Raw genomic sequence first — 23,290 nt, 5'->3', positions numbered from 1 at the left:
GCTTGTTACAGGGAGACTGCCCTCTGTCGAAGCCCGACAGAGGGCCATTTTTTCACACCGTTTTGTTTTCGGGTTGGACCAGGCTTACCAGCCGCCAGTTCGCCTCTGCTTTAATATCCTGACCAAACAATACCACATGGGTCTTATTCGCCGGCTCAATGACAATCAAGGGAGTGACCCGGCCGCCGTAGGTTTCCAGATAATCTTCGTAGGTAAACTCTTCGGTAAGACGCGTGGTTTTGATTACGGCACCCTGTTCCACAGACCTGGCAAGATAGCCATACGTTACTCCCTCATCAAACAAGGTCATTCGTTTGGCATAGTGTTGTCCTACCTGATGGCTGGGCCGGGTTGCCTGTTCATTGTTGGTCAGCCCCCAGACCTTATCTTTGCCTAGCGTATATTCAAAATGATAGGAAATCAGCGGGTTAAGCTGTTTGTAGGGGGACATGACCAGCACCGTGCCGATACGACTCATGTCCATATGACGGGCAGCGTGATCGGAAGCCGGATTGCCAAAATAGGCCGGGGTTTCCTGCATCCGGGTCGCCTTAATGGCATCCCAGTTGGTATCGGCCACGATAACCGGTATGTTCTGGTTCTGCATTTCCTTAGCCAGCCTTCGGTTAAACTGACTGCCTCCAAAAATAAGAAAGCCGTTAGGCGGCGGGGCCCGCATTTTCAACATTTGAGCGACCGGTTTGGCGGTCAGACTCTGAATGACCACCGTGGTAATAATCACCAAAAATACGATAGGCACGATAACGCCGGCGCCTTCATACCCGATCTCTTCAAGCTTGATAGAAAACAGCGCAGAAACGGCGGCCGCTACAATCCCCCGAGGTGCAATCCAGCTCAGCAGAGCCAGTTCCCGCCAATTCAGACCGGTACCAATCGCGGAGATGGCCACTGATAACGGGCGGGCGACAAACATAATAGAGACCAGCACGATGATAACGCCGCTGCCCAGATTCGTAATTGCGTCTAACTGTAGCCGCGAAGCCAGCAGGATAAACAGACCTGATATAAGCAGCACACTCAGGGTTTCCTTGAACTCAAGAATGTCTTCCACTTCAACATTTTTCATATTGGCCAGCACCATGCCGACAATGGTTACCGCCAGTAACCCGGACTCGTGGGCGACATAATTAGAAGCGGCAAACACGCCTAAAATAATCGTCAATACGGCGGTATTTTGCAGATAGTGAGGGATCCATTTTTTGCGTAAACACACCCCTAGCGCATAACCACTTAACACCCCCAGACAGACGCCTATGCCGATGGTTTTGCCGAAGATAAACAGCGTATGCATAACCGCTTCAGACTGCGCCGCCACGATGTACTCATAAACCAGTACCGCTAGCAGCGCGCCAATGGGATCGATAATAATACCTTCCCAGCGCAGGATATTGGCTGTATTGGTTTGCGGACGCACCGTGCGAATCATAGGCACAATGACCGTAGGTCCGGTCACCGTTACAATCGCACCGAATAAAAATGCCAGCTGCCAGGACAGATCCAACGCATAGCTGGCCACCACCGTAGACACCATCCATGTTACCAGCACCCCGATGCTGCAGAGGTTTCGCACCATATTGCCATGCCCGCGGATATCGCTGAGCTTAAGGGTTAGTGAGCCTTCAAATAAGATAATCGCCACCGATAGTGAGACTACCGGAAAAAACAAATCGTCGAACAGTTCATCGGCATTAAGCAGGCCCATTACCGGTCCCACCAGGATACCGGCAATCAGTAAGGGCAAAATGGCGGGCAATCGTATTTTATATGCCAGAAATTGGCAGGCAATTGACAGCAGGCCTACGCCTACCAGGCTAATAAGAGGATCGGACAAGGCAGATTTTCCTTATGCTTGAAAGCCGTCCTAAGATATTGGAAATGACTACGGCTTGGTTTTTTATTATGGCTTTCTCTTAATACTGACTAAAGGCTCAGACGGATGACATTTGGGGCGCGACGATCTGAACTAATGCAGGTGGTCTGCGGTAGATATCTGGTGTTCTGCTGGCTTTCGTTCATACTGGCCACGGTTTATAGGTAAATGTAAAAAAAGGCGAAATGTTTGATGCAAAAAATACAATCTGGCTATTGGTTTAGGATGGTAACCCTATGGTTGGCGGTGTTCACTTTACCGGCCTGCAGCGCCTCCGATCCATTACCTAAGCTTACCGTGGAAGTGCTGCACAGTCAGCGGCTGGATACCATTTTAGAAGAGACCTCAGGGTTGGTTTGTACCGGCGACAGTGCCATCACCTTAAATGATTCAGGCAACGCCGCAGCGCTGTTTAGAATTGATAAGCAGGGCCAGATTCAAAACCGCTATCCGCTGGACTTTGCCAATAAAGATTTTGAAGCGGTTACCGCCGATGACAACTATTTCTATATTGGTGATATTGGCAATAATCGCGGTCAGCGTCCGTATGTGAATATTCGCCAGGTGGCCCGTGATGATGCAAAAAAACAGCAAACCTTGCGCCTGACCTATGCGGATAATAACCCACAAAACAATCTGCCTTATGCCCACGATTACGATGCCGAAGCGCTGGTCAATCAGGATGATCACCTGCTGCTTTTCTCCAAAAGCTGGGCCAGTAAAAGGGTAAAGGTGTACCGCATTGCCAAGGATAAGAAAAACCAGATCCTGACCCCGGTGGCGCATATTGACGGGCTACCGGGTCTGGTTACCGGTGCGGACTGGGATGCTGAGCAGCGCCGGTTTGTTGTAGTTGGGTATGAGCACAGTCCCATCGGCTTATTTCAGCCCTTTGTCGCGCTGATTGCAGCAGACTTTACCATTGAAGGTGTCGCCCGGCTGGAGCAGTTCGGGCAGGTAGAGGGTGTCTGTGTTAACAATGCATCGCAAATCTGGCTAACTCAGGAAAGCACGCCGCTGGATTCGGCGCGCTTAGGGATTATTTCGGTAAACCTGTAATGCTGGCTAACCGCTTTAATAGCGAAATTTTGCGACCTGGCTGGTCAGTTCGCTGGCCAGTTCATCCAGTTGCGCAGAAACTTCCACCAACCGACTGGCGGTTGCTAAATTTTCGTCACTGTTAACACTGATATCGCTAATATTTTTATTGATATCATCCACCACCAAATGTTGCTGCTCAGTAGCGGTCGCCACCTGCGTGTTCATATCGTTGATGCTGGTGATGCCCTGGGAAATTTGTTGTAACAAGGCATCAATTTCGTTGGCGGCATTAACCACTAATCCGGTTTGTTCACGACTGGCCTGCATCTGACTCACCGCTTGTACGGAATCCTGTCTGAAGCTGTCAATTTTTTCCTGAATCTCATCGGTGGCACCAGCGGCGCGTTGAGCCAGAGTGCGCACTTCATCGGCTACTACCGAAAACCCCCGACCATGTTCGCCGGCGCGTGCTGCTTCAATGGCCGCATTTAAGGCCAGCAGGTTGGTCTGCTCTGAAATACTACGAATGGTATCGAGGATCCCGCCAATGGCAGAAGTATGCTCATCCAGCGCCCCAATGGTGTTCGAAGCGCTTTGTACATGACCGGCCAGAATATCAATGGCGGACACCGCGCTGCGGGTTTGTTCGCGTCCCTGCAGCGTGGTGGCGGTGGAAGCATGAGCATCGGTGGCGGCCTGATTGGCAGAGCGGGCAATTTCGGCCACCGAGCTGCCCATTTCTGTCAAGGCCGTGGCCACCTGTATCGTGCGGTCGCGCTGAGTCTTGCTGTTTTGTTCGGTTACTTTTGAGCGTTCCGCTACGCCGGCGGCTGAATCACGCAGTTGCTGAGAGGTGTTGGCCACCGCCACAATGGTGTTGTGCAGCGATTCCACAAAGCGGTTAAAGCCTTCTACCAGTTGGCGCATTTCCTGCTGCGCCGGAGGCGGTAAACGCGTGGTCAGGTCACCATCGCCACGGCCCAGTTGCACGAAGGTGTTGGATAACTGCTCAATGGGGCGCGTAATTGAGCCTGCCAGCAGCACCCCCAGCCCGGCAAAAAGGAGCGCTACTGCCACCGCCCAGAGGATTAGCTGACGCATTGCACTGTTTAAACCTGTGTACAGTTCAGCTTCGGGTACCTGGGCCACCACATACCAGTTAGCGCTGGGCACAAAGGAGCTTGCCAGAATATGTTGTTCACCATCGATACTGTGCTGAGCCAGGTTAAACTCACCGGGATTCAGCAACGTTGCAGCTACCTGCGAAGAGCTGAAATCGGCTAAAGAGGCTTTACCCACCTGCCGGGTATCCGGGTGCGCAATAATAGCGCCGTTTTTATCCACTAAATACACCAGGCCGGAGTCGGCGATATGGACATTATTGAGGATACTGACCAGTTCATCTACGGATTTTGCTACCCCAGACATGCCCCGGCCGTTTAGCTGCTGATAGTTAGCAAACAGCCGATAGCCTACCCCTGCTTCGCTGTACAAGCTCAGTGAAACCGGCTCGCCACTATCTTTGTAGGAAAAAAACCAGCCATCCCGCTCATCGTTTTTCAAAGTGCGTAAAAAGCCCTCCAGGTTCCAGTACTTAAATGTCTGACGGTCCACAAACGACGCGGCAGCCAGGCCATTAAATTCAGCCAGCTCATTTAAGTAGCGTACCACCTTTTGCTCTTCGCGATTATCGGCGCCCGCTGCCGACCAGGCCAGAATATCCGGGTTGGTGGCGATGGCATGGGCCACGGTGGTCATCATGGTCGCTTCCTTGTCTACCCGGTTACCCAGTTGCTTAACAATATTGGGGAGCTGAGTTTGTTCAACACTGGTGCGCAGCAGATCGCGCGTAATGTACTGGCTTAACAGCCCCACCAGCGCCGTGGACAGTAATACCGCCACCATCAAAATAACGATAAGTTTTTGCTTGATGCTAAATGTACTGATATTCATTGTTTGACCTGACTTAATCGCAAAACGGTATGGGCTACGCCGAGTGGGCCCTGTTTCAATGATGGCTTACGCCGGCTGACAAGCATCATCGCTGGCTATGACACAATCTCCATCAATGTTTACTGCAGAATGAATTCCTGCCATATCAACGACGCTGCCGAGACGGGCTATCAGGATGAAGAGTATTCTACAAGCCCGGCAATTATACCGGTTCGAAAGCGGCTGAAGATGATTTTTAGGTATGCAGAATGCAACCTGGGGATAGTAAAAAGGCCTTGTCAGCGGCACCGACAAGGCCTTTGGTTGTTAACGCGTCAAGCTTATTGCTGTTGGTCTTGCGGAACCGGGAAACCGCGGTCACGCATCAGCGCATCTACCTTAGCATCACGACCACGGAACTTACGGTATGCTTCTGCCGGCTCCATGGCGTTGCGTACCGAGAACAGATACTTCACCAGCTTATCGGCCAGTTCTTCATCGTAAAAACCGCCCGGCGCGTCGGCAAAGGCTTCGGCTGCATCTGCGGTCAGCACTTCGGCCCACATATAGCCATAATAGGCGGCGGCATAACCTTCGCCTGAGAACACATGACCAAACTGCGGACTACGGTGACGCATGACCACCTCTTCCGGCATATCCAGCTTTTCCAGCTCCGTTTTTTCAAAGCTGTCGGGATCAATATTGTCTGGATCGGTAGTATGGTATTTCAAATCCATGATGGCCGAGGCCATATATTCGGTGGTTTTGAATCCTTCATTGAAGGTAGACGCCTTTTTAATCTTTTCTACCAGTTCAGCCGGAATCGGCTCACCCGTTTTATAATGCACCAGGTAGTTGTTGATCACCTCGTCGGTGGTCAACCAGCGCTCCAGTAACTGCGACTGGAACTCGGTGTAATCACGCACCCCTGAGTGGGAAGTAGGATAAGCCACATCGGCGGATAAAAAGTGCAACGCGTGACCAAATTCATGGAAATAGGTTTCCGCATCATCCCACGAAATCAGCGAGGGCTCGCCTTCGGGACCTTTTACAAAGTTAGAGTTGTTTGAAGCCAGCACCGTTTCTTTACCATCAAACGTGGTGTAACTGCGATAGGTCGTAGCCCATGCGCCTGAACGCTTACCTTTACGGGCAAATGGGTCCAGATACCAGAGTCCGATGTGTTCGCCAGTGGTCTTGTCGGTAACTTCCCACACATCTACGTCCGGGTGGAAGACCGGAACTTTGCCCGCTTCGATCGGCGCAAACTCAAAGTTAAACAAACGGCCTGCAACATAGAACATGGCTTCGCGCAGCTTGCCCAGCTGCAGATATTGCTTTACCTCGTTTGAGTCCAGGTCGTATTTGGCTTTACGGACCTTTTCGGCATAAAACCGATAATCCCAGGGCTCAATGGTAATATCCGCGCCTTCTTTATCGGCGATGGCCTGCATATCGGCCACTTCTTCTTCCACCCGGGCAATCGCCGCAGGCCAGACTTTCATCATCAGATCCATGGCATTGTCAGGATTCTTGGCCATCCGGTCTTCTAAACGCCATTGCGCATAGTTTTCGTAGCCCAGCAACTCAACACGCTCATCACGCAGCTTCAGAATCTGTTTGATAATGTCATTATTGTCCTGCGCATCGCCATTGTCGCCGCGGTTGTAATAGGTGCGCCAAACCTGTTCACGCAATTTGCGGTTGGTGGAATAGGTTAAAAACGGATCCATCGACGAGCGGGTATTGGTGATGGCATACTGGCCCTCTTTGCCCCGTTCTGCTGCCGCGGCGGCAGCTGCTTTTACAAATGAGTCAGGCAGACCGTTAAGTTCATCTTCGCCAATAAACGTGACATAGTCTTCTTCATCGGCCAGCACGTTGGTCGAAAATTTGGTGTACAGCTTGGCCAGCTCATTATTGATCTCACCATAACGTTGCTTGGCTTCCCCGGCCAATGTGGCGCCATTATGGGCAAAGCGGTTGTAGGTTAACCAGGTTACCCGCTGCTGTTCTGGGGTCAGCGTCTCCAGCTCATCACTTTCATACACCGCTTTTACACGTTCAAATAATTTGCTGTTTTGAATAATTTTGGTAGAAAACGCCGACAACTTAGGCGACATCTCTGCCTGAATTTCACGAAATTCGGGGCTTGATTTGTTCGCGCTCCAGATGCCGTAGTAGGTAAATACCCGGCCCAGGGCATCGCCCGCCCGTTCCATTGCGGCAATGGTATTTTCAAACGTGGGCGGCTCAGGGTTATTAGCAATGTCGTCTATTTCGGCCAGGTTCAGCTCCATGCCTTTTTCTAAAGCTGGTTTAAGATCGGCCAGCTGCATGCTATCAAAGGCAGGCACGCCGCTGTAAGGCCCCTGATAAGGCTTGAGCAGCGGGTTTTCAAATTGCTGGGTTTGAGTGTCGGCGACGGGGGTCTTGGTCGAGGCGGTGGTCTCACTGTTGCCCGAACAACCTGCCAGTCCCAGAACAACCGCTGCGGCCGTCAGCGACGCAGTAAATTTATGCATAATACTTCCTGTCTATCGTTATCATTTTGTTAGGAAAAACCATACTAGTGGATAGCAGCAGGAAGTAAATCATTGCAGCCCGGATAACGCGCTTTTTTAGTGTAAAAAATCGCGAAAAATCGACACTTTATCGCACGTGAAATCACACCCCCAAAATAGTCACAAAATGATAACAAAAAACCGCTTGAGCCCAGTATTCATAAGGGTTTACACTCCGCTCGCATTTTAAACAATAAGCTGAATTTAAGGGTTGGAGAGACAATGCTGACAGAGATTTTGATGCATGGTTTGCCGATGGTGATGGCGGTGCTGTCTTTCTGGTCAAACACTGAACGAAAAGTGCTGTTTTTAAACTTGGGGTTGTGTATTACGATTTCTACATCGATGGCCTTACAGGATGCCTGGGCAGGTATGCTGGTCATGGCGATGGCAGGAATGAGTACCAGTTACCGACTGATTACCAATAAGCTGGTGGATCAAAGGCTTACCGCAGTACTGATTGTGCTGATGTCCTCGTTGATCGGCTATCTGAATACCGTTACCGGGAATACCAGCTGGCTGGAAATTTTGCCGGTTATGACCTTTATTCTGTATCGCTTTGGTGAACTGCATTGTCGTGAAGCTGGCTTGCGCTTATGCATGATCAGCGGTTCGCTGTTATTTGCCACCTATGCGCTTATCAATCACAGCTGGGGCGTGGCGGCCACCGAAAGTCTGTTTGCGGTGTCTAACAGCTGGTTTTTGATGCAGCTGCATCGGCGCAATCGTCAGGCGGTAGCGCAAACTTACTAACCGTGGGTGGTGGTGGGAGCCGGCTATCAGGCAAACACCACCGTTTTGTTGCGATGAATAATCACCCGGTCTTCTAAATGATAGCGTACCCCATGGGCCAGGGCTGTCACTTCACAATCCTTACCTTTTCTGACCATATCCTGGGCGGTATCGCTATGGCTGATACGCTTCACCGCCTGTTCGATAATCGGGCCTTCGTCCAGGTCCCGGGTAACGTAATGGCAGGTGGCGCCAATGAGCTTTACGCCTCGATCGTAAGCCTGCTGATAAGGCCGGGCGCCCGCAAAAGACGGCAAAAAGCTGTGATGAATATTGATAGCACGACCCAGCCACTGCCGGCAGAGGGTGTCGGGCAGTATTTGCATAAACCTGGCAAGCACAGTTAAATCAACCTGGTATTCGTCCAGTATCGTAGCAATCTGGGCAAACGCCTGTTCTTTACTTTGTCCTTTAAAATTCACCCAATGAAACGGCACCTTGTACCAGTCGGCAAATTGTTTTAGCTGAGGATGGTTGGCAATAATACAGGGAATATCACAATACAACTCCTGAGTGTGCCAGCGATGCAGCAAGTCCACCAGACAATGTGAATCCAGGCTGGCCAACAGGGCTACCCGCTGTTTACGGGCCGAGTCGGTGAGCTTCCATTGCATATCGTATTGTTCGGCCAGGGGAGTGAACGCTTCAACAAACTGCTGATGATCCAGCGCCAGTTTATCGGTGCCGATTTCGTGGCGCATAAAAAAGCGCCCGGTTTGCTGGTCGGTATGATGACTGGCTTCAACGATGGTGGCCTGGTGGTCGGCCAGAAATTGCGAGACACTGGCGACCAGGCCAATTTGGTCGGGACAATCAATGATAAGTCGGAAAGTATGCTGCATACGGTATCATTCCTATAAACCCAGCTGTTCTTTGTACCCACCCGCTAGGTGAATGTAAAGCACATCTCTATTCCAGTCCCCGGCGCAAGCGTTCACGTACTGACAGAGTTTCTCTAAGCGGCCAGCTGTGACGGATGGGATAGGTAACCCCCGAGGCCGTGCTAAAAGACTCAAACAGATGAAACCGGGTAAACCGGCAGTCGAGCTGGGGAGCAAGCAAGGGCGGCGGCAGTTCCGGGCCAGCTTTGCGCACCAGCGTCACGTGCGGCTGGTAAGGACGCTGATCGGTCTGAATACCGGCGCTGCGCGCCGCTTTTTTCACCTGCCGTACCAGTTCGCTCAAACTATCAGGCACCTGGGTGGGAGCACAAAATACAATTTTCGGTCCGGCCCACCAGCCAGTGGTATTCAGACAAAGCGCTATCGGGGGCAACTGGATGGTTTCCAGCGCGCTGATAAGTGCTTCATGCTGGCGGGCGTCCACCGTGCCCAGAAATGCCAGGGTAAGATGAAAGTTCGCCGCCGGTACAGGCACCGGGGTGCTGGCCGGCGAGGGGCTAGCGGTTGTGCGTGAGGACTTGGTACCGCGTCCCGGCTCGGTGCGTGTCGGTATGGGCGAGGTCAGTCCCGGCAATGCGACACTGCGCCAGTGCTCCAGATCTAATTTGTTGCGAGGCGATAAATCCAGCCCGACAAAACAGCGCATGTTCATAACTTCTCCTTTTTGTGTGACCGGGTTAATGGGCTATGGGCATTTGCTTAATGTCTACGTAAAATAGCCTGTCTTTGATTGTTGTTTGCCTGCGAGGTGTAATGTCTTCATCTGCTTCTGCTTTTCCTGCCCAGGCTATTGCTGGTCCTTTGTGCGCAGCGGTGCGCCAGCACAATGCGATTGTAGCGGCCCCGCCGGGAGCGGGTAAGTCTACTGTACTGCCGCTGGCGCTGCTGAGCTGTTTTCCGGACAAAAAAATACTGTTGATGCAGCCACGGCGGGTGGTGGTGCGCAGCCTGGCGGGTTTTCTGGCAGCGCAATTGGGTGAAGAGGTTGGCCAGCAGGTGGGTTACCGCATCCGCGGAGAGCAACAAGTCAGTTCAGCCACCCGGCTGGAGATTATTACCGAAGGTATTTTAAGCCGGCGTATCCAGCAGGATCCGGAACTTAGCGGGGTGGATATCATTGTGTTCGATGAATTTCATGAACGCAGTATTCATACTGACTTCGGGTTGGCGCTGGCGCTGGAAGTACAGCAGGGCTTACGAGAAGACTTGCGACTGGTGGTTATGTCGGCCACTCTGGACACCCAGGCTGTGGCGGGCCTGTTGCCAGACGCACAGCTGCTCGCCTCAGAAGGTAAAATGTATCCGGTGGCGGAGGTGTATTGTGGTCAGGTAACCGGACATCAGTTACACCAGCGTATTTGTCAGATCGCGCTGCAGGCTTGTAGTGAGTCGCAGCAGGATGTGCTGGTATTTTTACCCGGCGCCGGGGGCATCAATAAAGTGGCCCGGTTGCTGGGTGAGCGTACCCGCCCCGACCAGGTGGTGCACCGTTTATATGGGGCTTTGGACAAAGCTGAGCAGGATGCGGCGTTGCAGCCCGATGCCCAGGGGCGGCAAAAAATTATTCTGGCTACCAATATTGCCGAAACCTCGTTGACCATTGCCAATATCGGGGCAGTGGTCGATAGCGGACTTGAAAATGTCGCCCAGTTTCATCCCGGGACTGGTCTTACTCAGCTGACGACGCAGATGATCTCCCAGGCGTCGGCGGCCCAGCGTAAGGGCCGGGCCGGAAGACTGGGCCCGGGACAGTCTACCGGCTGTGGCCAAAAGAACAGCACGAACGTCTGGCCAGACACAGCAGCGCGCAAATTTTGCTTGAAGATATCACCCCACTGATGCTTGAAACGCTGGCCTGGGGCTCCCGTATTGAAGATCTGGCTTTGCTGGATATACCTTCAGCGGCACAATGTGAGGCCGCCCGGACGGTGTTGCAACAACTGGGGGCCACCGATCCGCAGCATCAGCTTACCGCCTATGGCCGTCGCCTGGCGCTGCTTCCCTGTCATCCCAGACTGGGGCACATGTTATTGCAGGCCCACCAGTACAAGCATGCCGGGTCTTCGCCACTGCTGCAGGCTGCAGTATGGGTGGCGGCTCTGGCCCAGGACAGTGTTAAACCTAAAGCTGAGACCACGGTGCGTGAAACCCTGATGAATCTCGAACACCACCAGTATCAGCGGCTGCAGCGTCAGGCAAGCCGTTATTTGCATCAGCTTGAGCCCGGACTGGCCCTGGCCAGCCCCAAGACCTTATCTTCCCGGGAAATTGGTGTGGCCGTCGCGCTGGCGTACACCGACCTGATTGCGTATCAGACCGATCACAGTCAATACAAGCTGGCCAGTGGTAAAGGGGCTACGGTAGCTCCTTTACTGGCAGGTTCACCCTGGTTGGCGGTATTGAACGGGCAACAACGGGACGGCAAAATGGTGGTGAGTCTGGCCGAACCTATCGCTCAGACAGAGGTGGAAAGCTGGTTTGCCGCCCGGTTTCATCAAACTGAGAAGGTGGGGTATAACCGTGTTCAGCAGCGAATGGAGGCCCGTCAGGTAAACCGCTTTGCGGCGATTGAACTAGCGAGTAAGCCGCTGCCGGCACCAACGCCTAAACACCTGACCCGGGCGTGGCGCACGTATCTGCAAAACCTGCCGGTTGCCGAGTGGCCGCTGGAGCCCCGGGCGCTGCAGTGGTTGCAACGTCTGGCTCTGGCCCACCGTCTGCATTTACCGCAACCCCAGGCATTTGATGAGCCGCAGGCCTGGCCTGACAGTGATAACCCATTGGCCTTAATCGAACCGACGGTCCTTGATCGGGCGCTAAGCCGATGTCGCACCTGGCGTCAGCTTAGCGAACTGGGTTGGGAGCAACGATTACAACAGTCGCTGCCATGGCCGATGCAACAGGCGCTGGATACGTTGTTGCCGGTACGTTATACCGTACCCTCCGGGCAGCAGCATCCGCTGGATTATCAAAGCGATGGACAGGTGGTGCTGGCGGTCAGAATGCAGGAAATGTATGGCCAAACTGAGGTCATTCGTGTGGCCCAGGGCCGCCAGAATGTGGTGGTGTCGTTACTGTCTCCGGCCGGAAGGCCGTTACAAATGACCGCCGATTTGGGCCAGTTCTGGCAAGGCAGTTATCAGGAGATTAAAAAAGAAATGAAAGGCCGTTACCCGAAACACTTTTGGCCCGACGATCCGGCCAGCGCGACGCCCACCACCAGAACCAAACGGGCGATGCAGCAGTAACGGCCGGTCTTAGCAGTAAGACCAGCCTCCATTCACAGGTGCGGCTAGTTTGGTGAGGTTTCGCTAGCCTGAACCACTTTTAATTGCTGCATGATTTGTTTAGCCGGGAAACCATCGGCCACCATGTCATTAGCAATCTGATAATCGCGGATCCCGGCGCGGGTGGCGGGACCTAAAATGCCATCGGGTTTACCCACATCAAACCCTTTGCTATTGAGGGTTTTCTGTAATTGCATAATGTCATCCCGGCTATAGGCGGGCAGGTCCGGCAGGCTGGCGCTTAAGCCCTTTCCTCCGGCAATCTGGTCTGCCAGTTTGCCTACTGCGATGGCGTAAAATTCAGAATTGTTCCAGCGCATGATGGTACGAAAATTAGGATAAGCTAAAAATGCCGGACCCTGATGACCGGCAGGGACCACCACATAGGCAGACACCTCACTGTCGGGCAGAGTCTTGTCGCCTGGCCGGGTGAGGCCGGCCTGTCGCCATTGGGATACCGACTGCCGGTTGCTGTAACCCGACTGGCGATAGTCGAAGTTTTGCGGCAAAACCACTTCACGACCCCAGCGAAAGCCAGGCTCCCACCCCAGATTATTTAAAAAGTTGGCTGCCGACGTTAGGGCGTCGGGAATGCTTTCCCATAAGTTAGCCAGACCGTCATTGTCACCATCGGTGGCATAACGGTAATAGGCAGAAGGCATAAACTGAGTATGTCCCATGGCGCCCGCCCACGAGCCCACCATCGCATCGGTCGACAATTTTTCGCGTTCAATCAGTTTTAGCGCTGTCATCAGCTCACCGGTAAAATACCGGCTACGGCGCTTATCACACGCCAGGGTGGCTAAGGAGCTGAGCACCGGCATCTTACCTTTGTAGGAGCCAAAATTGGTCTCCAGACCCCAGAATGCAAGCAGGTAATGCTTGGGAATGCCGTATTCATCTTCCAGCCGGGTTAACAGCGGCTGATGCTGTTTAAGCAGCTCCCGCCCTTTATTGATGCGCCAGTCCGTGACCCGTTTGCTGTAGTAAGATGGAAACGTGGTGACAAATTCTGGCTGACTGCGATCCAGCTCAATAACCCGTTCCACATAGTTGATGCTGTCAAAGGCCTCCGTGGCCACCGATTTGGCAACCCCTTGTGCTACCGCCTGGTTGAAAAGCCGGGTTTTACACTGTTCAAAATTTTCTGCTGCCGCAGCGCCACCGCAAACAAGTAGCGAGGCCCAGAGCAGGCCCATGGTCTTACCAGGAAAACGCTTCATACAATACCCTTAAAATGCCAGTAACCGCATGCTATCGCAAAGCTGCCCGCCGATGCGACAAAAACTTTCTGATGCACAACACCGCGGGTTAGTTCATCTGTTTCGGGAAGAAAAGCAGGCCGGCGCGGTTAAACCAATACGCAAAGTGACGCAATTTTACCGGCCCGGGGTGTGAGATAAACAGACACTTTGCACGGGCAAATGTGCATGTTACCGTCGTGGAACTCTATAACGTTATGATTTTAAATAATTATGAAGACCTGGTATGGAATTGGCTTCTGTACTAGTGAGCGCTCATTATACATGGGCAAATCGAAACTGACCTGGAGTCAACGTATGAACAAATTTGTTAAGACTATTGCCGCCGGTGCCGTGATTGCAAGCTGTGCTTCTTTTTCTGTTAATGCCCAGCAGGATACTATGCAACAACAACCTGCACAGGATGAAATGAAACAGCAGTCTGCAAACTTCGACGACACCACCTTGCTGAAATTTACCATGGCAATGGAAGCAGTAAGCGATGTGGCTAACAAATACGACTCAAAATTTAAAAATGTAGAGAGCCCGGAAAAAGCGCAGGAAATTCAAAAAGAAGCTCAAACTGAAATGGTAGAGCAGATTGAAGAAACCGGCCTGACCGTGGAAACTTATACAACTATCGCGCAACAGGTTCAAACTGATGAGAAGCTGCGTGAGCGGGTACTGACTATTGCTCGTGAAAACCGTCAGGAAAACAGCTAACCCGGATTTTTCAATCCGGCGCTTCAGAATGCTTTTTTCTGATGCGGTTAAATAGTGTTTTGCAGTGTCTCTGAACTTCGTCGGGGCACTGCGAACATTTTTCTTTAAAGACCCACTTCACTCTCCTTCTTGCCTTTTCATCTGCCCCGCATGTCTGCGTTTTTGATATTAAGTTACCCGTGCTATTTATGAACATATTTTGTTGTCATTGTGTATATAAGCGCACTGCGCACACCCCGGTGAGAATGCTATGATACTCATCGACCCCAAAAAGTAGCGGCAGGCGGTCGGGCATTCTATTTTTGGATTAGCGTAGCGGACATCAGACAGGCATTTTAAGTGGCGAAAAAACAAACCAAACCCAAAGCAAAATCTAACGCGAAAAATTCTCAGCGACGAGGCCGGTTTTCAGGTCTGCTGATTAAGCTGTTTATTGTCCTGGTGGTGCTGGTGGCCGGGTATATGATTTATCTGGATGCGCAGATAAAGCACACCTTTACCGGTAATAAATGGGAAGTTCCCGCGCAGATTTACGCCCGTCCTCTGATATTGAGCAAAAACCTGGAAATTACCCCCGAAGAAGTCTTAGATGAGCTGTCGTTGCTGGGTTACCGCAAAGTCAGCCGGCCTGATAGCAGCGGCGAATACGCCTACTGGAATAATACCCTGGTAGTGATGCGCCGGGCGTTTCAGTTTGTCGATGGCGCCCAGGGCATGCGCAAGCTGACTATTGCCTGGCAGGGTAATCGAATCGGCTCCATTACCGATAATACGGCCGGCAAAAAAGTAGGCACTGTGCGTCTTGAGCCCTGGCTGGTCACCCGCCTGGTAAGTAGTCTGCGTGAAGATCGGATGCTGCTGAATCTTGATACCGTGCCGCCCATGTTGCCTAAAACCCTGACGCTGGTCGAAGATCGCGATTTTTATGATCATCATGGGGTCGCCCCCTTATCGATATTACGGGCATTGATTGCCAATATTAAAGCCGGGAGGACCGTCCAGGGCGGCAGTACCTTAACCCAGCAACTGGTGAAAAATTTATTTCTTACCCTTGAGCAATCGCTGGTTCGCAAAGCCAAAGAAGCGGTAATGGCCATCATTATTGATGCCCGCTACAGCAAATCTGAAATTTTACAGGCGTACATGAATGAGGTGTTTCTGGCCCAGGATGGCGAAACGGCGGTGCATGGTTTCGGTCTGGCCAGCTATTACTTTTTTGACCGACCGGCCACTGAGCTGAATGTACCTGAAATTGCGACCCTGGTGGCAATGATAAAAGGGCCTTCCTATTATAATCCACGCCGCCATCCGGACCGGGTGCTGGAACGTCGAAACCTGATTTTACGACTGTTGTTTGAAGCCAACGAAATCGGCAGTAAAGATTATCAGCGCTATCTGGAGATGCCTTTAAAACTGGCTTCGGGCGCGAGCCTGGCCAGTGGCAAACATCCTGCGTTTATGCAAAAGGTCCGTAATGAATTACAACAGATTCTGGCCGATCCTTCCTTGCGGGACTCCGGGGTAAAGGTCTTTACCACGCTGGATATCTATGCCCAGCGACGCGCTGAAGCGGCACTGACCCAGACCCTGGATAAGTTACAGCAGGACCGTAAAGCCAAACTGGAAGGGGCCATGGTGGTGACAAACATCAGCAGTGGTGAAGTGCGGGCCATCGTCGGCTCACGGCAAACCGATTACAATGGCTTCAACCGCGCGCTGGATGCCAGACGCCAGGTGGGGTCATTAATAAAACCGGCGGTCTATTTAAGTGCACTTGAAGACCCGACCCAATACAATCTGGCGACGCCGCTGGAAGATAGACCTCTCACCCTGAAAAGCCGCGATGGCAAGCTATGGTCGCCGCGCAATTATGATAAAGAATTTCGGGAACAGGTACCGCTCATCACCTCTTTGGTGGAGTCTCTAAACGTGCCCACCGTGAACCTGGGGATGGAGGTAGGGCTGGATAAAGTCATCAACACCGTAAAACGACTCGGCGTTGAAACCGATATGCGTAAAGTGCCGGCCTTAACCCTGGGGTCAATGAGTATGTCACCGTTACAGACCAATCAGATGTATCAGACTATTTCTAACAATGGGCGCTACATCCCGCTGCATACGGTATCGGCCGTGGTGTCGGCCAACGATAAGCTATTGTGGAAACATGCTGAGTTTTACGCCCAGAGGGCGGATGAAGCCGCCACCTATCTGCTCAATTATGGGTTGTTTAAAGTAACCCGTGAGGGCACCGCTAAACAACTGGGACGGGCGTTCCCACGGATTAATATGGCGGGGAAAACCGGTACCACCGATGATTATCGCGACAGCTGGTTTAGTGGCTTTGACCGTAATAATGTCAGCACCGTCTGGGTAGGCAACGATGACAACCAGTCGGTTAATCTGACCGGCGCCAGTGGCGCGCTGCCGGTGTTTATCAATTATCAGAAGATGCAGGCGCCCAAATCATTGTCCCGTCGTTTTCCCAGAGGCCTGGGAATTGCCCACTTTAATCAGAAAACCGGCGAAGTAATTGTGGCCGGATGCCCGGACTCACTGAGTGTACCGGCTATTTTAGAGGTGTTGCCGCCACCACGCACAGACTGTCGGGGTAAAGCAATAGATTCATCGGGCGACGAAAAAGAAAAAAGCTGGTGGGAACGCTGGTTTTAGCAAAAAGGCCCTTATCTGGTCTGTTCAACAAACCGGATAAGGGCGAGGTCCCTGGGGAGTGACAAAGTCAGTTGGCGCAGGCGTGTTTACGGCGCCCCATCAGTTTGTATATGCTGCTGAAAATGACCGCGCTGGCGGCAAACGCCACCAGCGGTGCCATAGCGGCTAAAAATACGGCGGTATAGCTAATCATAGTGGCCTCACTTAAACCCTGTGCTGGCAACAACAATCAGACCTAATCCGGGTCTGCCAATACCAACGGTTAATGCCCGTATTGTGTTATCGGTGGGCAATTTATTGTTTAGTTGCATAGACCATAGCGATAGTTGTGCCATCTCGAAGTTATATTTTAACGGTATGATTTTTAAGTAAAAATATTCATGCCGGGGATAGGTGGGACAGCCCGATGCCTAAATCGCTACTTTTTAGTGGATAAGGCATCGAGAAAGTGGTGAAAACCACCACTTCTGCGGATTAATTTTTGAATTTGAGCAGCAGGGTTATCAGACCGACCACCACCGCGCCGCCAATAAAGCCGGTAACCCCATCTACTGCCACACTGGCTAAGGTCGCCCAGGCGCCAGCAGCTGCGACTATAGGGGCGGTGACATGATGCAATATCTCAATACTGTGGGTTAAAATACCTCCCCCACCAAAAACATCGCAATGGTGCCCACAAAGGCCAGGGTTTTCATCAACAATGGCGCGCCGATAAGTAATGCCCGCCCTGCCAGCCGCTGCAGTTGATTAAAGCCACCGGTTAATGATTTTCTGAGCAGGTACAGCCCCACGTCATCCAGTTTCACAATGGCCGCCACCAAACCGTAAACCCCAAAGGTGATCGCCACGCTTAGTGCGCACAGCACCCCAACCTGGGTGGTAAAGCTGGCTTGCTGAACCGTACCCAACGCAATCACAATAATTTCTGCCGATAAGATAAAGTCAGTACGAATGGCGCCTTTGATTTTATCCCGCTCTAAAGCAACCAAATCAATATCTTCGGTAGCCAGTTGCTGAAGACGGACACTGGCTTCGGTGGGGGAGTCTTTGGGAAACAACCGGTGAATTACCTTCTCGGCTCCTTCGTAACATAAATACAAGCCGCCCAGCACCAGTAATACGGTGATAAGCATAGGCAGCCAGGCGCTGATCAGTAAGGCGGCAGGAACCAGAATAACCTTATTCAGCAATGACCCTTTGGCGACCGCCCAGACTACCGGAAGTTCACGATCGGCCCGCACCCCCTGAACCTGATTGGCATTGAGGGCTAAATCATCGCCTAACACCCCGGCGGTTTTTTTGGCTGCCACTTTAGACATCACCGAAACATCATCAAGCAGGGTGGCAATATCATCTATTAAAGCCAGTAAATTTGCTGCCGCCACGTGCAGAACTCCTTGTTAATCTCAGTCATTACCCACCATGGGTGAATGGTTTTGTCAAAACGACCCATCTGCTAGACGCTACCGGCTTTTGGTGAAAATAGCTAGCGCTTAACGGTGTGCTGCTGCACCCGTTTGTCGATGGTCTGCTGAAGATGTTTTGTGGGCTCACTGCATTTTAAATTTCCGCCGCTGAGCATACTGACAAACGCCAGAGACTGGTTAACCTTGCCAGCGCAATTTACCGTGACTGGCGCGGCCGGATCTGGCAAAGCCTGTATCTGTGTAATGGTCCGGGTGTCCTGCAGTGTTCGGGTGGTTTTGCCTTGCTGAAACTGTCGGGCCGCTCCGGCCGCCAGCTGATCTTGTTGTTGTGCTCGCACCGCTGAAAAATAACTGGCCGTGGCCTGACGCACAGACCCCCCGATGGTATTCGCAGAGGTCGAAGCAGGCGTTTTTACAGCGGGCGTGTGTTCAGGTGCCGAAATGCGGTCGGTATTTAAAGGCTCGGCGTGGTCTAAATCCGGCGTGTTTGGTAACGGGGCGACCTGAACTGGCAAGGCAGAGCTGTCGGGTTGGGGTGGTTGCGCATTTGCAGCGGTATCTGAAGCGGTGCTTCGAGGCGTGACCACCGGCTGTACCGTTGTGGGTAGTACTGACGTTTGCGACACCGCCCCCGATTTCGCCGGCGCCGGTGTTGGCCGGAATGGTGCACTGTACAGTCTGGCGTTGATGGCTTTTACAACAGAGCGACCGGGCGGCTGAGCAGGTGGATTTGAAAGCGAAGATAGCCATATCAACGCGCCAATAATGGCGATATGAGCCTGCAGCGATAGCGCCACTGGCTTCAGATGCCAGCGCATCGGCTGACGAGCACAGACCGGGCGCCGCGGCGATTGCAGTGACCCGATGTCATCAGCTATAGCTTCCGTATCATGCGGCAGGGCGATCATTGCCGGTATGCTTCCTTATAAATGGGCAAGCGCACCAATACGGTGCAAAAGAGCGCAGATATATCAACGAATATTCCCTTAAGTTGTTGATGATATTAATTTTATATAAATGGCGCAACATTTGTATCAGGGGTAATACTGTTTCATTTTCTGTTTATTACCGGTTTGGAGCCACTTATGAAATTAGTCACCGCTATCATTAAGCCTTTCAGGCTCGATGATGTACGCGAAGCCATCGCAGAGATTGGCATTGAGGGTTTGACCGTCACCGAAGTAAAAGGTTTCGGACGGCAGAAAGGGCACACCGAGCTGTACCGCGGTGCTGAATATCAGGTGGATTTTTTACCCAAAATCAAGCTTGAGATTGCGGTGGATGATGAGCAGGTCGACCGCTTGGTGGAAGGCATCGCCCAGGGCGCCAAAACCGGCAAAATCGGAGACGGTAAAGTATTTGTCTACGACCTTGAACAGGCGGTACGCATTCGTACCGGAGAAAAAGACAGCGAAGCGCTATAGCATTCCTAATTTGTTGCGGAGATCCCCATAATGGAAGTCACTTTTGAGCTGGGCTATGCCCTTGATACATTTTATTTCTTGATGTGCGGCGCGCTGGTCATGTGGATGGCTGCAGGCTTTGCAATGTTAGAAGCCGGTATGGTACGGGCTAAAAATACCACAGAAATTCTGACCAAGAATATCGCCTTATTCGCCATTGCCTGCACCATGTATATGATTTGCGGATATGGCCTGATGTATGGCGGTGATGATTTTAGCCTGGCACTGGCCGGCATCACCGGTGACGGCGCCACCGGCGTAGGCGAAGATGCTGCTACTTACGCCCCTTCGGCCGACTTCTTTTTTCAGGTGGTGTTTGTGGCCACTGCCATGTCAATTGTGTCGGGCGCCGTGGCCGAACGTATGAAGCTTTGGGCTTTTTTGACCTTTGCGGTAGTGATGACAGGCATTATCTATCCTATGGAAGGCGCCTGGACCTGGGGTGGTGAAGATGTGTTTGGTTTGTACAATTTGGCCGACCTGGGATTTGCTGACTTTGCCGGGTCTGGCATTGTACACATGGCAGGCGCGTCGGCGGCACTGGCCGGGGTGCTGGTGTTGGGCCCGCGCAGCGGAAAATATACTGCTGGCGGTAAAATCAATGCTATCCCGGGCGCAAACTTACCGTTGGCTACCTTAGGCACCTTTATTTTGTGGATGGGTTGGTTTGGTTTTAATGGCGGCTCGGTACTGGCCACCGCCAGTGTCGAAAGTGCCAACGCGGTCGCAGTGGTCTTTATGAATACCAATGCGGCGGCGGCTGGAGGCACCATTGCCGCCCTGTTACTGGCGCGGGTACTGTTTAAAAAGGCTGACTTAACCATGGCATTAAACGGCGCTCTGGCCGGGCTGGTGGCCATAACCGCAGAACCGTCTACGCCAACGCCACTGCAAGCCACCCTGTTCGGGGCGTTGGGCGGCATGCTGGTTGTGTTGAGTATCGTGTGGCTGGACAAGCGTAAGATTGATGATCCTGTAGGTGCCATTTCGGTGCATGGTGTGGTCGGTCTGTTGGGGCTGGTGCTGGTCCCGGTTACCAACTCTGAGGTGGCGTTAACCGGCCAGCTGGCCGGTGCGGCAACGATTTTTGCCTGGGTGTTTGTAACGAGCATGCTGGTCTGGCTGGCAATAAAAGCCCTGCTGGGGATCCGCGTCAGCGCCGAAGAAGAATTTGAAGGCGTGGATGCCAGCGAATGTGGGCTGGAGGCGTACCCTGATTTTGCCGGTAGTCGAAAATAACAAACAGACATAAAATGCCTCGCTGATAGTAGCGAGGCATTGTGACTTATCAGGGGGGAATTATAAACTAAAAAGCCCATTGTTAAAGAGTGCAAAAAAACACGACGGCCGTTTTAACGTGTTATTGGTTTTTGACCTGATGGTATGGGCAATTGGTTTATGAATTGTACGCTTTGTTTGACGTGATTTTTGCAAGGCCTTTGATGATTTTATAAATAGACCAGATCCAAACCCCTAATAAAATGAAATAACCAACTACGACAAACGCCAGTATAACCCCAACGATGGATAAGCCTAATCCCCACCAAAATGTGTTTACAATATTGGTATAGTGATCTTCAAAGGGTGTGCCTTGCGCCTCGCCTCTTTTCACCATTGCCCAAATAGCCCCGACAATCCACAAAATACCGGTGAACAAGCCGGCTATCATTAGGCCATAAGCAATGAGGGCATTGGTTTTAGCCGCATCATCCTTTGACGATAACGGTTGGCTTGCGAGTGTTGTTTCTTGAGTTTCTGACATTGTTTTCTCCCTTGTTGTCAGTTTGATGAAATTAATAACATCGTATTGTGTAGCGCTCGAAGCAACAGACGACTGCGGTTACTCCTGAATTCTACAAATCCATTTTTTTCGTAGGTAGCTTACTGTAATTGGTGTCTATTTTACCATTGCAAATTTCATGTTTTATAAAAAAGTTTTTGTTACTGCAATCGAAAATTTGAGGCTGGTGCTAAAAATAAATGATGTCCCTGTATGTCTTGCGTTATAAGCGGGGACAGTTTCAGGTTGCTAGGTGTTTAAAAAACAAGTTCGGAATTGAAATTAATTAATTTTAGTCATAACCAACGCCTTAGTATAAGCTGAAGTTCTGATGATCATGATTTTCTTTATTATGCGTTTTGTACAACAGCAGCATGTAACAAAGTTGGGTACGTTTGATGTTCGTTATGATCGATTCACCACCGAGTTTTTGCTCTATCACAATAATCAGCCGGCTTATCGATGCTGGCTGGGGTTGTGGCCATTCAGGCGGGTTTCGCTAAACCTGAATCAACAGGTATATCACCTTAATATCCGCTGGTTGATTCTATGGCGAGCGCGGCTTATCGGGCCAGCCGGTATTCATATAAAAGAGCTATTAAGTGCTCGTCGACGCCAGTCATACATTTTTGCCGCCTACACGCTGCTATTGATGGTATTTAAAGTGAGTGTGAGTTTGTGGGGCAGTGTGTAACGCTATGCCGCCGTGGGCAGTATCGATTCATTCTCATCAATAGGGGCGACGTGTCATATGCGCCTGAATTTCTTCGCCACTAGGCAGCCTGCGAACTTTCAGTCCTTGTGAGGCATAATCACTGTTGATAAGCCCTTCGCGGGCAAATTCGTGTAACCAGTGCTGCAGCGGATATTGCCCCCACCGCTCAAAATAAAGCCGGGCGTTGTTTACAATATCTGACAGATGATTGATGGGGGGATCGACCCGGGGATGAAACTGATGCAAAATCTTGTCGGGCAAGGTGTACAGCGTCATACCCGCAGATTCACAACGTGCCGCAAAATCAATATCGCTCACCCCAAAGCCTTCATACTGCTCATCAAAGCCCCCGATTCGGGTAAAGTCGCTTTGCAACATAGCAAACCAAAAGGTGTTAAAGGCTTCAAAATGAGGATCATCCTGCCAAAAACGCTGCGAATCGTTCGGACAGGGCAGGGCTTCTTCCAGCAATACCGGATAATTCACCGCTTCTGGCAACGTCGGTAAATACAGAATCCGACTGGTTACCACCCGTTCTGGATGCATGACTTCCAGTACATGACTGAAAAAGTCTTCCGGACACAGACAATCGACATCCATATAGACCACATGCTCATTTTCACAGGCCTGAAAGCCCTTATTTCTGGCTTTGGGGATAGGTAATGCATCGTGGGCTACAAATTTATGTCGTATTGGGAAGCAAGGGCTGGTCAATAATGACTCAGAACAGGGCGGCGCCATCCATACTACAATCAGCTCCGCAGGTTTGTGTGTTGCCTGCTCCAGGCTGGAAACCAGATTGGTAAGCTGACGAACTCGACCTTTTACAATGGTTACGACACTGACAGACGGATGCATAATG

The 23,290-nt window shown here is 51.6% G+C and carries 20 protein-coding genes and 1 pseudogene; 9 read left to right on the top strand and 12 right to left on the bottom strand.

The features are described 5' to 3' along the window. Positions 1-52: 52 nt before the first annotated feature. On the bottom strand, positions 53-1,852 hold the full coding sequence (locus IT774_RS15450; protein ID WP_195810557.1) for a cation:proton antiporter: 1,800 nt from the start codon (positions 1,850-1,852) through the stop codon (positions 53-55). A gap of 231 nt (positions 1,853-2,083) precedes the next feature. Between IT774_RS15450 and IT774_RS15445 the strand changes: the two genes are divergently transcribed. Then, positions 2,084-2,950, top strand: coding sequence for an SdiA-regulated/phytase-like domain-containing protein (locus tag IT774_RS15445; RefSeq protein WP_195810556.1), 867 nt, complete (start codon positions 2,084-2,086; stop codon positions 2,948-2,950). Between the two features lie 15 nt (positions 2,951-2,965). On the opposite strand, the gene IT774_RS15440 is transcribed toward IT774_RS15445, so the two are convergent. Both IT774_RS15440 and IT774_RS15435 read right to left on the bottom strand, forming a co-directional pair. Further along, positions 2,966-4,885 carry a methyl-accepting chemotaxis protein gene (locus IT774_RS15440; RefSeq protein ID WP_195810555.1) on the bottom strand — a complete coding sequence of 640 codons (1,920 nt, stop codon included), beginning with the start codon at positions 4,883-4,885 and terminating at the stop codon, positions 2,966-2,968. A 320-nt stretch (positions 4,886-5,205) separates the two neighbouring features. Beyond that, positions 5,206-7,389 (bottom strand): M3 family metallopeptidase, encoded by a 2,184-nt coding sequence (locus tag IT774_RS15435; protein WP_195810554.1) that lies wholly within the window; start codon positions 7,387-7,389, stop codon positions 5,206-5,208. A 261-nt stretch (positions 7,390-7,650) separates the two neighbouring features. On the opposite strand from IT774_RS15435, the gene IT774_RS15430 reads away from it, so the two are divergent. After that, entirely contained in the window at positions 7,651-8,181 is a 531-nt protein-coding gene (locus IT774_RS15430) for a YgjV family protein (protein ID WP_232365021.1), read from the top strand. A gap of 26 nt (positions 8,182-8,207) precedes the next feature. Here the strand turns inward: IT774_RS15430 and purU are convergent, their stop codons facing one another. Continuing rightward, entirely contained in the window at positions 8,208-9,062 is an 855-nt protein-coding gene (purU, locus tag IT774_RS15425) for a formyltetrahydrofolate deformylase (protein WP_195810553.1), read from the bottom strand. A gap of 67 nt (positions 9,063-9,129) precedes the next feature. After that, positions 9,130-9,774, bottom strand: coding sequence for an RNA 2',3'-cyclic phosphodiesterase (thpR, locus tag IT774_RS15420; RefSeq protein WP_232365020.1), 645 nt, complete (start codon positions 9,772-9,774; stop codon positions 9,130-9,132). Positions 9,775-9,875: 101 nt separating this feature from the next. Between thpR and IT774_RS15415 the strand changes: the two genes are divergently transcribed. Continuing rightward, complete coding sequence (locus tag IT774_RS15415; RefSeq protein WP_195810552.1) at positions 9,876-10,961, top strand: DEAD/DEAH box helicase; 1,086 nt, start codon at positions 9,876-9,878, stop codon at positions 10,959-10,961. Beyond that, positions 10,937-12,370 carry an ATP-dependent helicase C-terminal domain-containing protein gene (locus IT774_RS15410; RefSeq protein WP_195810551.1) on the top strand — a complete coding sequence of 478 codons (1,434 nt, stop codon included), beginning with the start codon at positions 10,937-10,939 and terminating at the stop codon, positions 12,368-12,370. The genes IT774_RS15415 and IT774_RS15410 overlap by 25 nt, the downstream gene beginning before the upstream one ends. 44 nt (positions 12,371-12,414) lie before the next feature. Here the strand turns inward: IT774_RS15410 and IT774_RS15405 are convergent, their stop codons facing one another. Further along, a complete protein-coding gene (locus IT774_RS15405; protein ID WP_195810550.1) occupies positions 12,415-13,632 on the bottom strand; it encodes a lytic murein transglycosylase in 1,218 nt (405 codons plus the stop codon). Positions 13,633-13,968: 336 nt separating this feature from the next. On the opposite strand from IT774_RS15405, the gene IT774_RS15400 reads away from it, so the two are divergent. Further along, on the top strand, positions 13,969-14,373 hold the full coding sequence (locus tag IT774_RS15400) for a DUF4168 domain-containing protein (RefSeq protein ID WP_195810549.1): 405 nt from the start codon (positions 13,969-13,971) through the stop codon (positions 14,371-14,373). 339 nt (positions 14,374-14,712) lie between these two features. Beyond that, a complete protein-coding gene (gene mrcB, locus IT774_RS15395) occupies positions 14,713-17,043 on the top strand; it encodes a penicillin-binding protein 1B (protein ID WP_195810548.1) in 2,331 nt (776 codons plus the stop codon). A 67-nt stretch (positions 17,044-17,110) separates the two neighbouring features. On the opposite strand, the gene IT774_RS17820 is transcribed toward mrcB, so the two are convergent. From IT774_RS17820 to IT774_RS15385, 4 genes and pseudogenes are all read right to left on the bottom strand, one after another. After that, complete coding sequence (locus IT774_RS17820; RefSeq protein ID WP_269749773.1) at positions 17,111-17,236, bottom strand: hypothetical protein; 126 nt, start codon at positions 17,234-17,236, stop codon at positions 17,111-17,113. Positions 17,237-17,517: 281 nt separating this feature from the next. After that, positions 17,518-17,661, bottom strand: a complete 144-nt coding sequence (locus tag IT774_RS18100) for a hypothetical protein (protein ID WP_408641225.1) — start codon at positions 17,659-17,661, stop codon at positions 17,518-17,520. Positions 17,662-17,669: 8 nt separating this feature from the next. After that, positions 17,670-18,428 (bottom strand): annotated as a pseudogene (locus IT774_RS15390) (DUF808 domain-containing protein); the annotation flags it as partial. Positions 18,429-18,529: 101 nt separating this feature from the next. Beyond that, complete coding sequence (locus IT774_RS15385; protein WP_195810547.1) at positions 18,530-19,378, bottom strand: hypothetical protein; 849 nt, start codon at positions 19,376-19,378, stop codon at positions 18,530-18,532. 177 nt (positions 19,379-19,555) lie between these two features. Here IT774_RS15385 and IT774_RS15380 point away from each other — a divergent pair, with 177 nt between their 5' ends. Both IT774_RS15380 and IT774_RS15375 read left to right on the top strand, forming a co-directional pair. Next, positions 19,556-19,894: a P-II family nitrogen regulator gene (locus IT774_RS15380; protein WP_195810546.1), complete on the top strand. Its 339-nt coding sequence runs from the start codon at positions 19,556-19,558 to the stop codon at positions 19,892-19,894. 30 nt (positions 19,895-19,924) lie between these two features. After that, on the top strand, positions 19,925-21,172 hold the full coding sequence (locus tag IT774_RS15375; RefSeq protein ID WP_195810545.1) for an ammonium transporter: 1,248 nt from the start codon (positions 19,925-19,927) through the stop codon (positions 21,170-21,172). A 157-nt stretch (positions 21,173-21,329) separates the two neighbouring features. Here IT774_RS15375 and IT774_RS15370 read toward each other — a convergent pair whose 3' ends face one another. Continuing rightward, entirely contained in the window at positions 21,330-21,695 is a 366-nt protein-coding gene (locus tag IT774_RS15370) for a DUF4870 family protein (protein ID WP_195810544.1), read from the bottom strand. A gap of 349 nt (positions 21,696-22,044) precedes the next feature. On the opposite strand from IT774_RS15370, the gene IT774_RS15365 reads away from it, so the two are divergent. After that, complete coding sequence (locus IT774_RS15365; RefSeq protein WP_195810543.1) at positions 22,045-22,407, top strand: hypothetical protein; 363 nt, start codon at positions 22,045-22,047, stop codon at positions 22,405-22,407. A 36-nt stretch (positions 22,408-22,443) separates the two neighbouring features. Here the strand turns inward: IT774_RS15365 and IT774_RS15360 are convergent, their stop codons facing one another. Then, complete coding sequence (locus IT774_RS15360) at positions 22,444-23,286, bottom strand: glycosyltransferase family 2 protein (RefSeq protein ID WP_195810542.1); 843 nt, start codon at positions 23,284-23,286, stop codon at positions 22,444-22,446. Positions 23,287-23,290 lie beyond the last annotated feature (4 nt).

Source organism: Salinimonas marina (assembly GCF_015644725.1).
Taxonomy (GTDB): Bacteria; Pseudomonadota; Gammaproteobacteria; order Enterobacterales; family Alteromonadaceae; genus Alteromonas.
The sequence above is the reverse complement of the archived record's forward strand: the minus strand, read 5'-3'. Positions and strand labels throughout refer to the sequence as shown.

What these genes read in the sequence shown, in the direction of transcription:
- IT774_RS15445 (WP_195810556.1), top strand. Translation starts at nt 2,084, where the DNA reads ATGCAAAAAATACAATCTGGCTATTGGTTTAGGATGGTAACCCTATGG.
- IT774_RS15440 (WP_195810555.1), bottom strand. Translation starts at nt 4,885, where the DNA reads ATGAATATCAGTACATTTAGCATCAAGCAAAAACTTATCGTTATTTTG.
- IT774_RS15435 (WP_195810554.1), bottom strand. Translation starts at nt 7,389, where the DNA reads ATGCATAAATTTACTGCGTCGCTGACGGCCGCAGCGGTTGTTCTGGGA.
- IT774_RS15430 (WP_232365021.1), top strand. Translation starts at nt 7,651, where the DNA reads ATGCTGACAGAGATTTTGATGCATGGTTTGCCGATGGTGATGGCGGTG.
- purU (WP_195810553.1), bottom strand. Translation starts at nt 9,062, where the DNA reads ATGCAGCATACTTTCCGACTTATCATTGATTGTCCCGACCAAATTGGC.
- thpR (WP_232365020.1), bottom strand. Translation starts at nt 9,774, where the DNA reads ATGAACATGCGCTGTTTTGTCGGGCTGGATTTATCGCCTCGCAACAAA.
- IT774_RS15415 (WP_195810552.1), top strand. Translation starts at nt 9,876, where the DNA reads ATGTCTTCATCTGCTTCTGCTTTTCCTGCCCAGGCTATTGCTGGTCCT.
- IT774_RS15405 (WP_195810550.1), bottom strand. Translation starts at nt 13,632, where the DNA reads ATGAAGCGTTTTCCTGGTAAGACCATGGGCCTGCTCTGGGCCTCGCTA.
- IT774_RS15400 (WP_195810549.1), top strand. Translation starts at nt 13,969, where the DNA reads ATGAACAAATTTGTTAAGACTATTGCCGCCGGTGCCGTGATTGCAAGC.
- IT774_RS17820 (WP_269749773.1), bottom strand. Translation starts at nt 17,236, where the DNA reads ATGATTAGCTATACCGCCGTATTTTTAGCCGCTATGGCACCGCTGGTG.
- IT774_RS15385 (WP_195810547.1), bottom strand. Translation starts at nt 19,378, where the DNA reads ATGATCGCCCTGCCGCATGATACGGAAGCTATAGCTGATGACATCGGG.
- IT774_RS15380 (WP_195810546.1), top strand. Translation starts at nt 19,556, where the DNA reads ATGAAATTAGTCACCGCTATCATTAAGCCTTTCAGGCTCGATGATGTA.
- IT774_RS15375 (WP_195810545.1), top strand. Translation starts at nt 19,925, where the DNA reads ATGGAAGTCACTTTTGAGCTGGGCTATGCCCTTGATACATTTTATTTC.
- IT774_RS15370 (WP_195810544.1), bottom strand. Translation starts at nt 21,695, where the DNA reads ATGTCAGAAACTCAAGAAACAACACTCGCAAGCCAACCGTTATCGTCA.
- IT774_RS15365 (WP_195810543.1), top strand. Translation starts at nt 22,045, where the DNA reads ATGATCATGATTTTCTTTATTATGCGTTTTGTACAACAGCAGCATGTA.
- IT774_RS15360 (WP_195810542.1), bottom strand. Translation starts at nt 23,286, where the DNA reads ATGCATCCGTCTGTCAGTGTCGTAACCATTGTAAAAGGTCGAGTTCGT.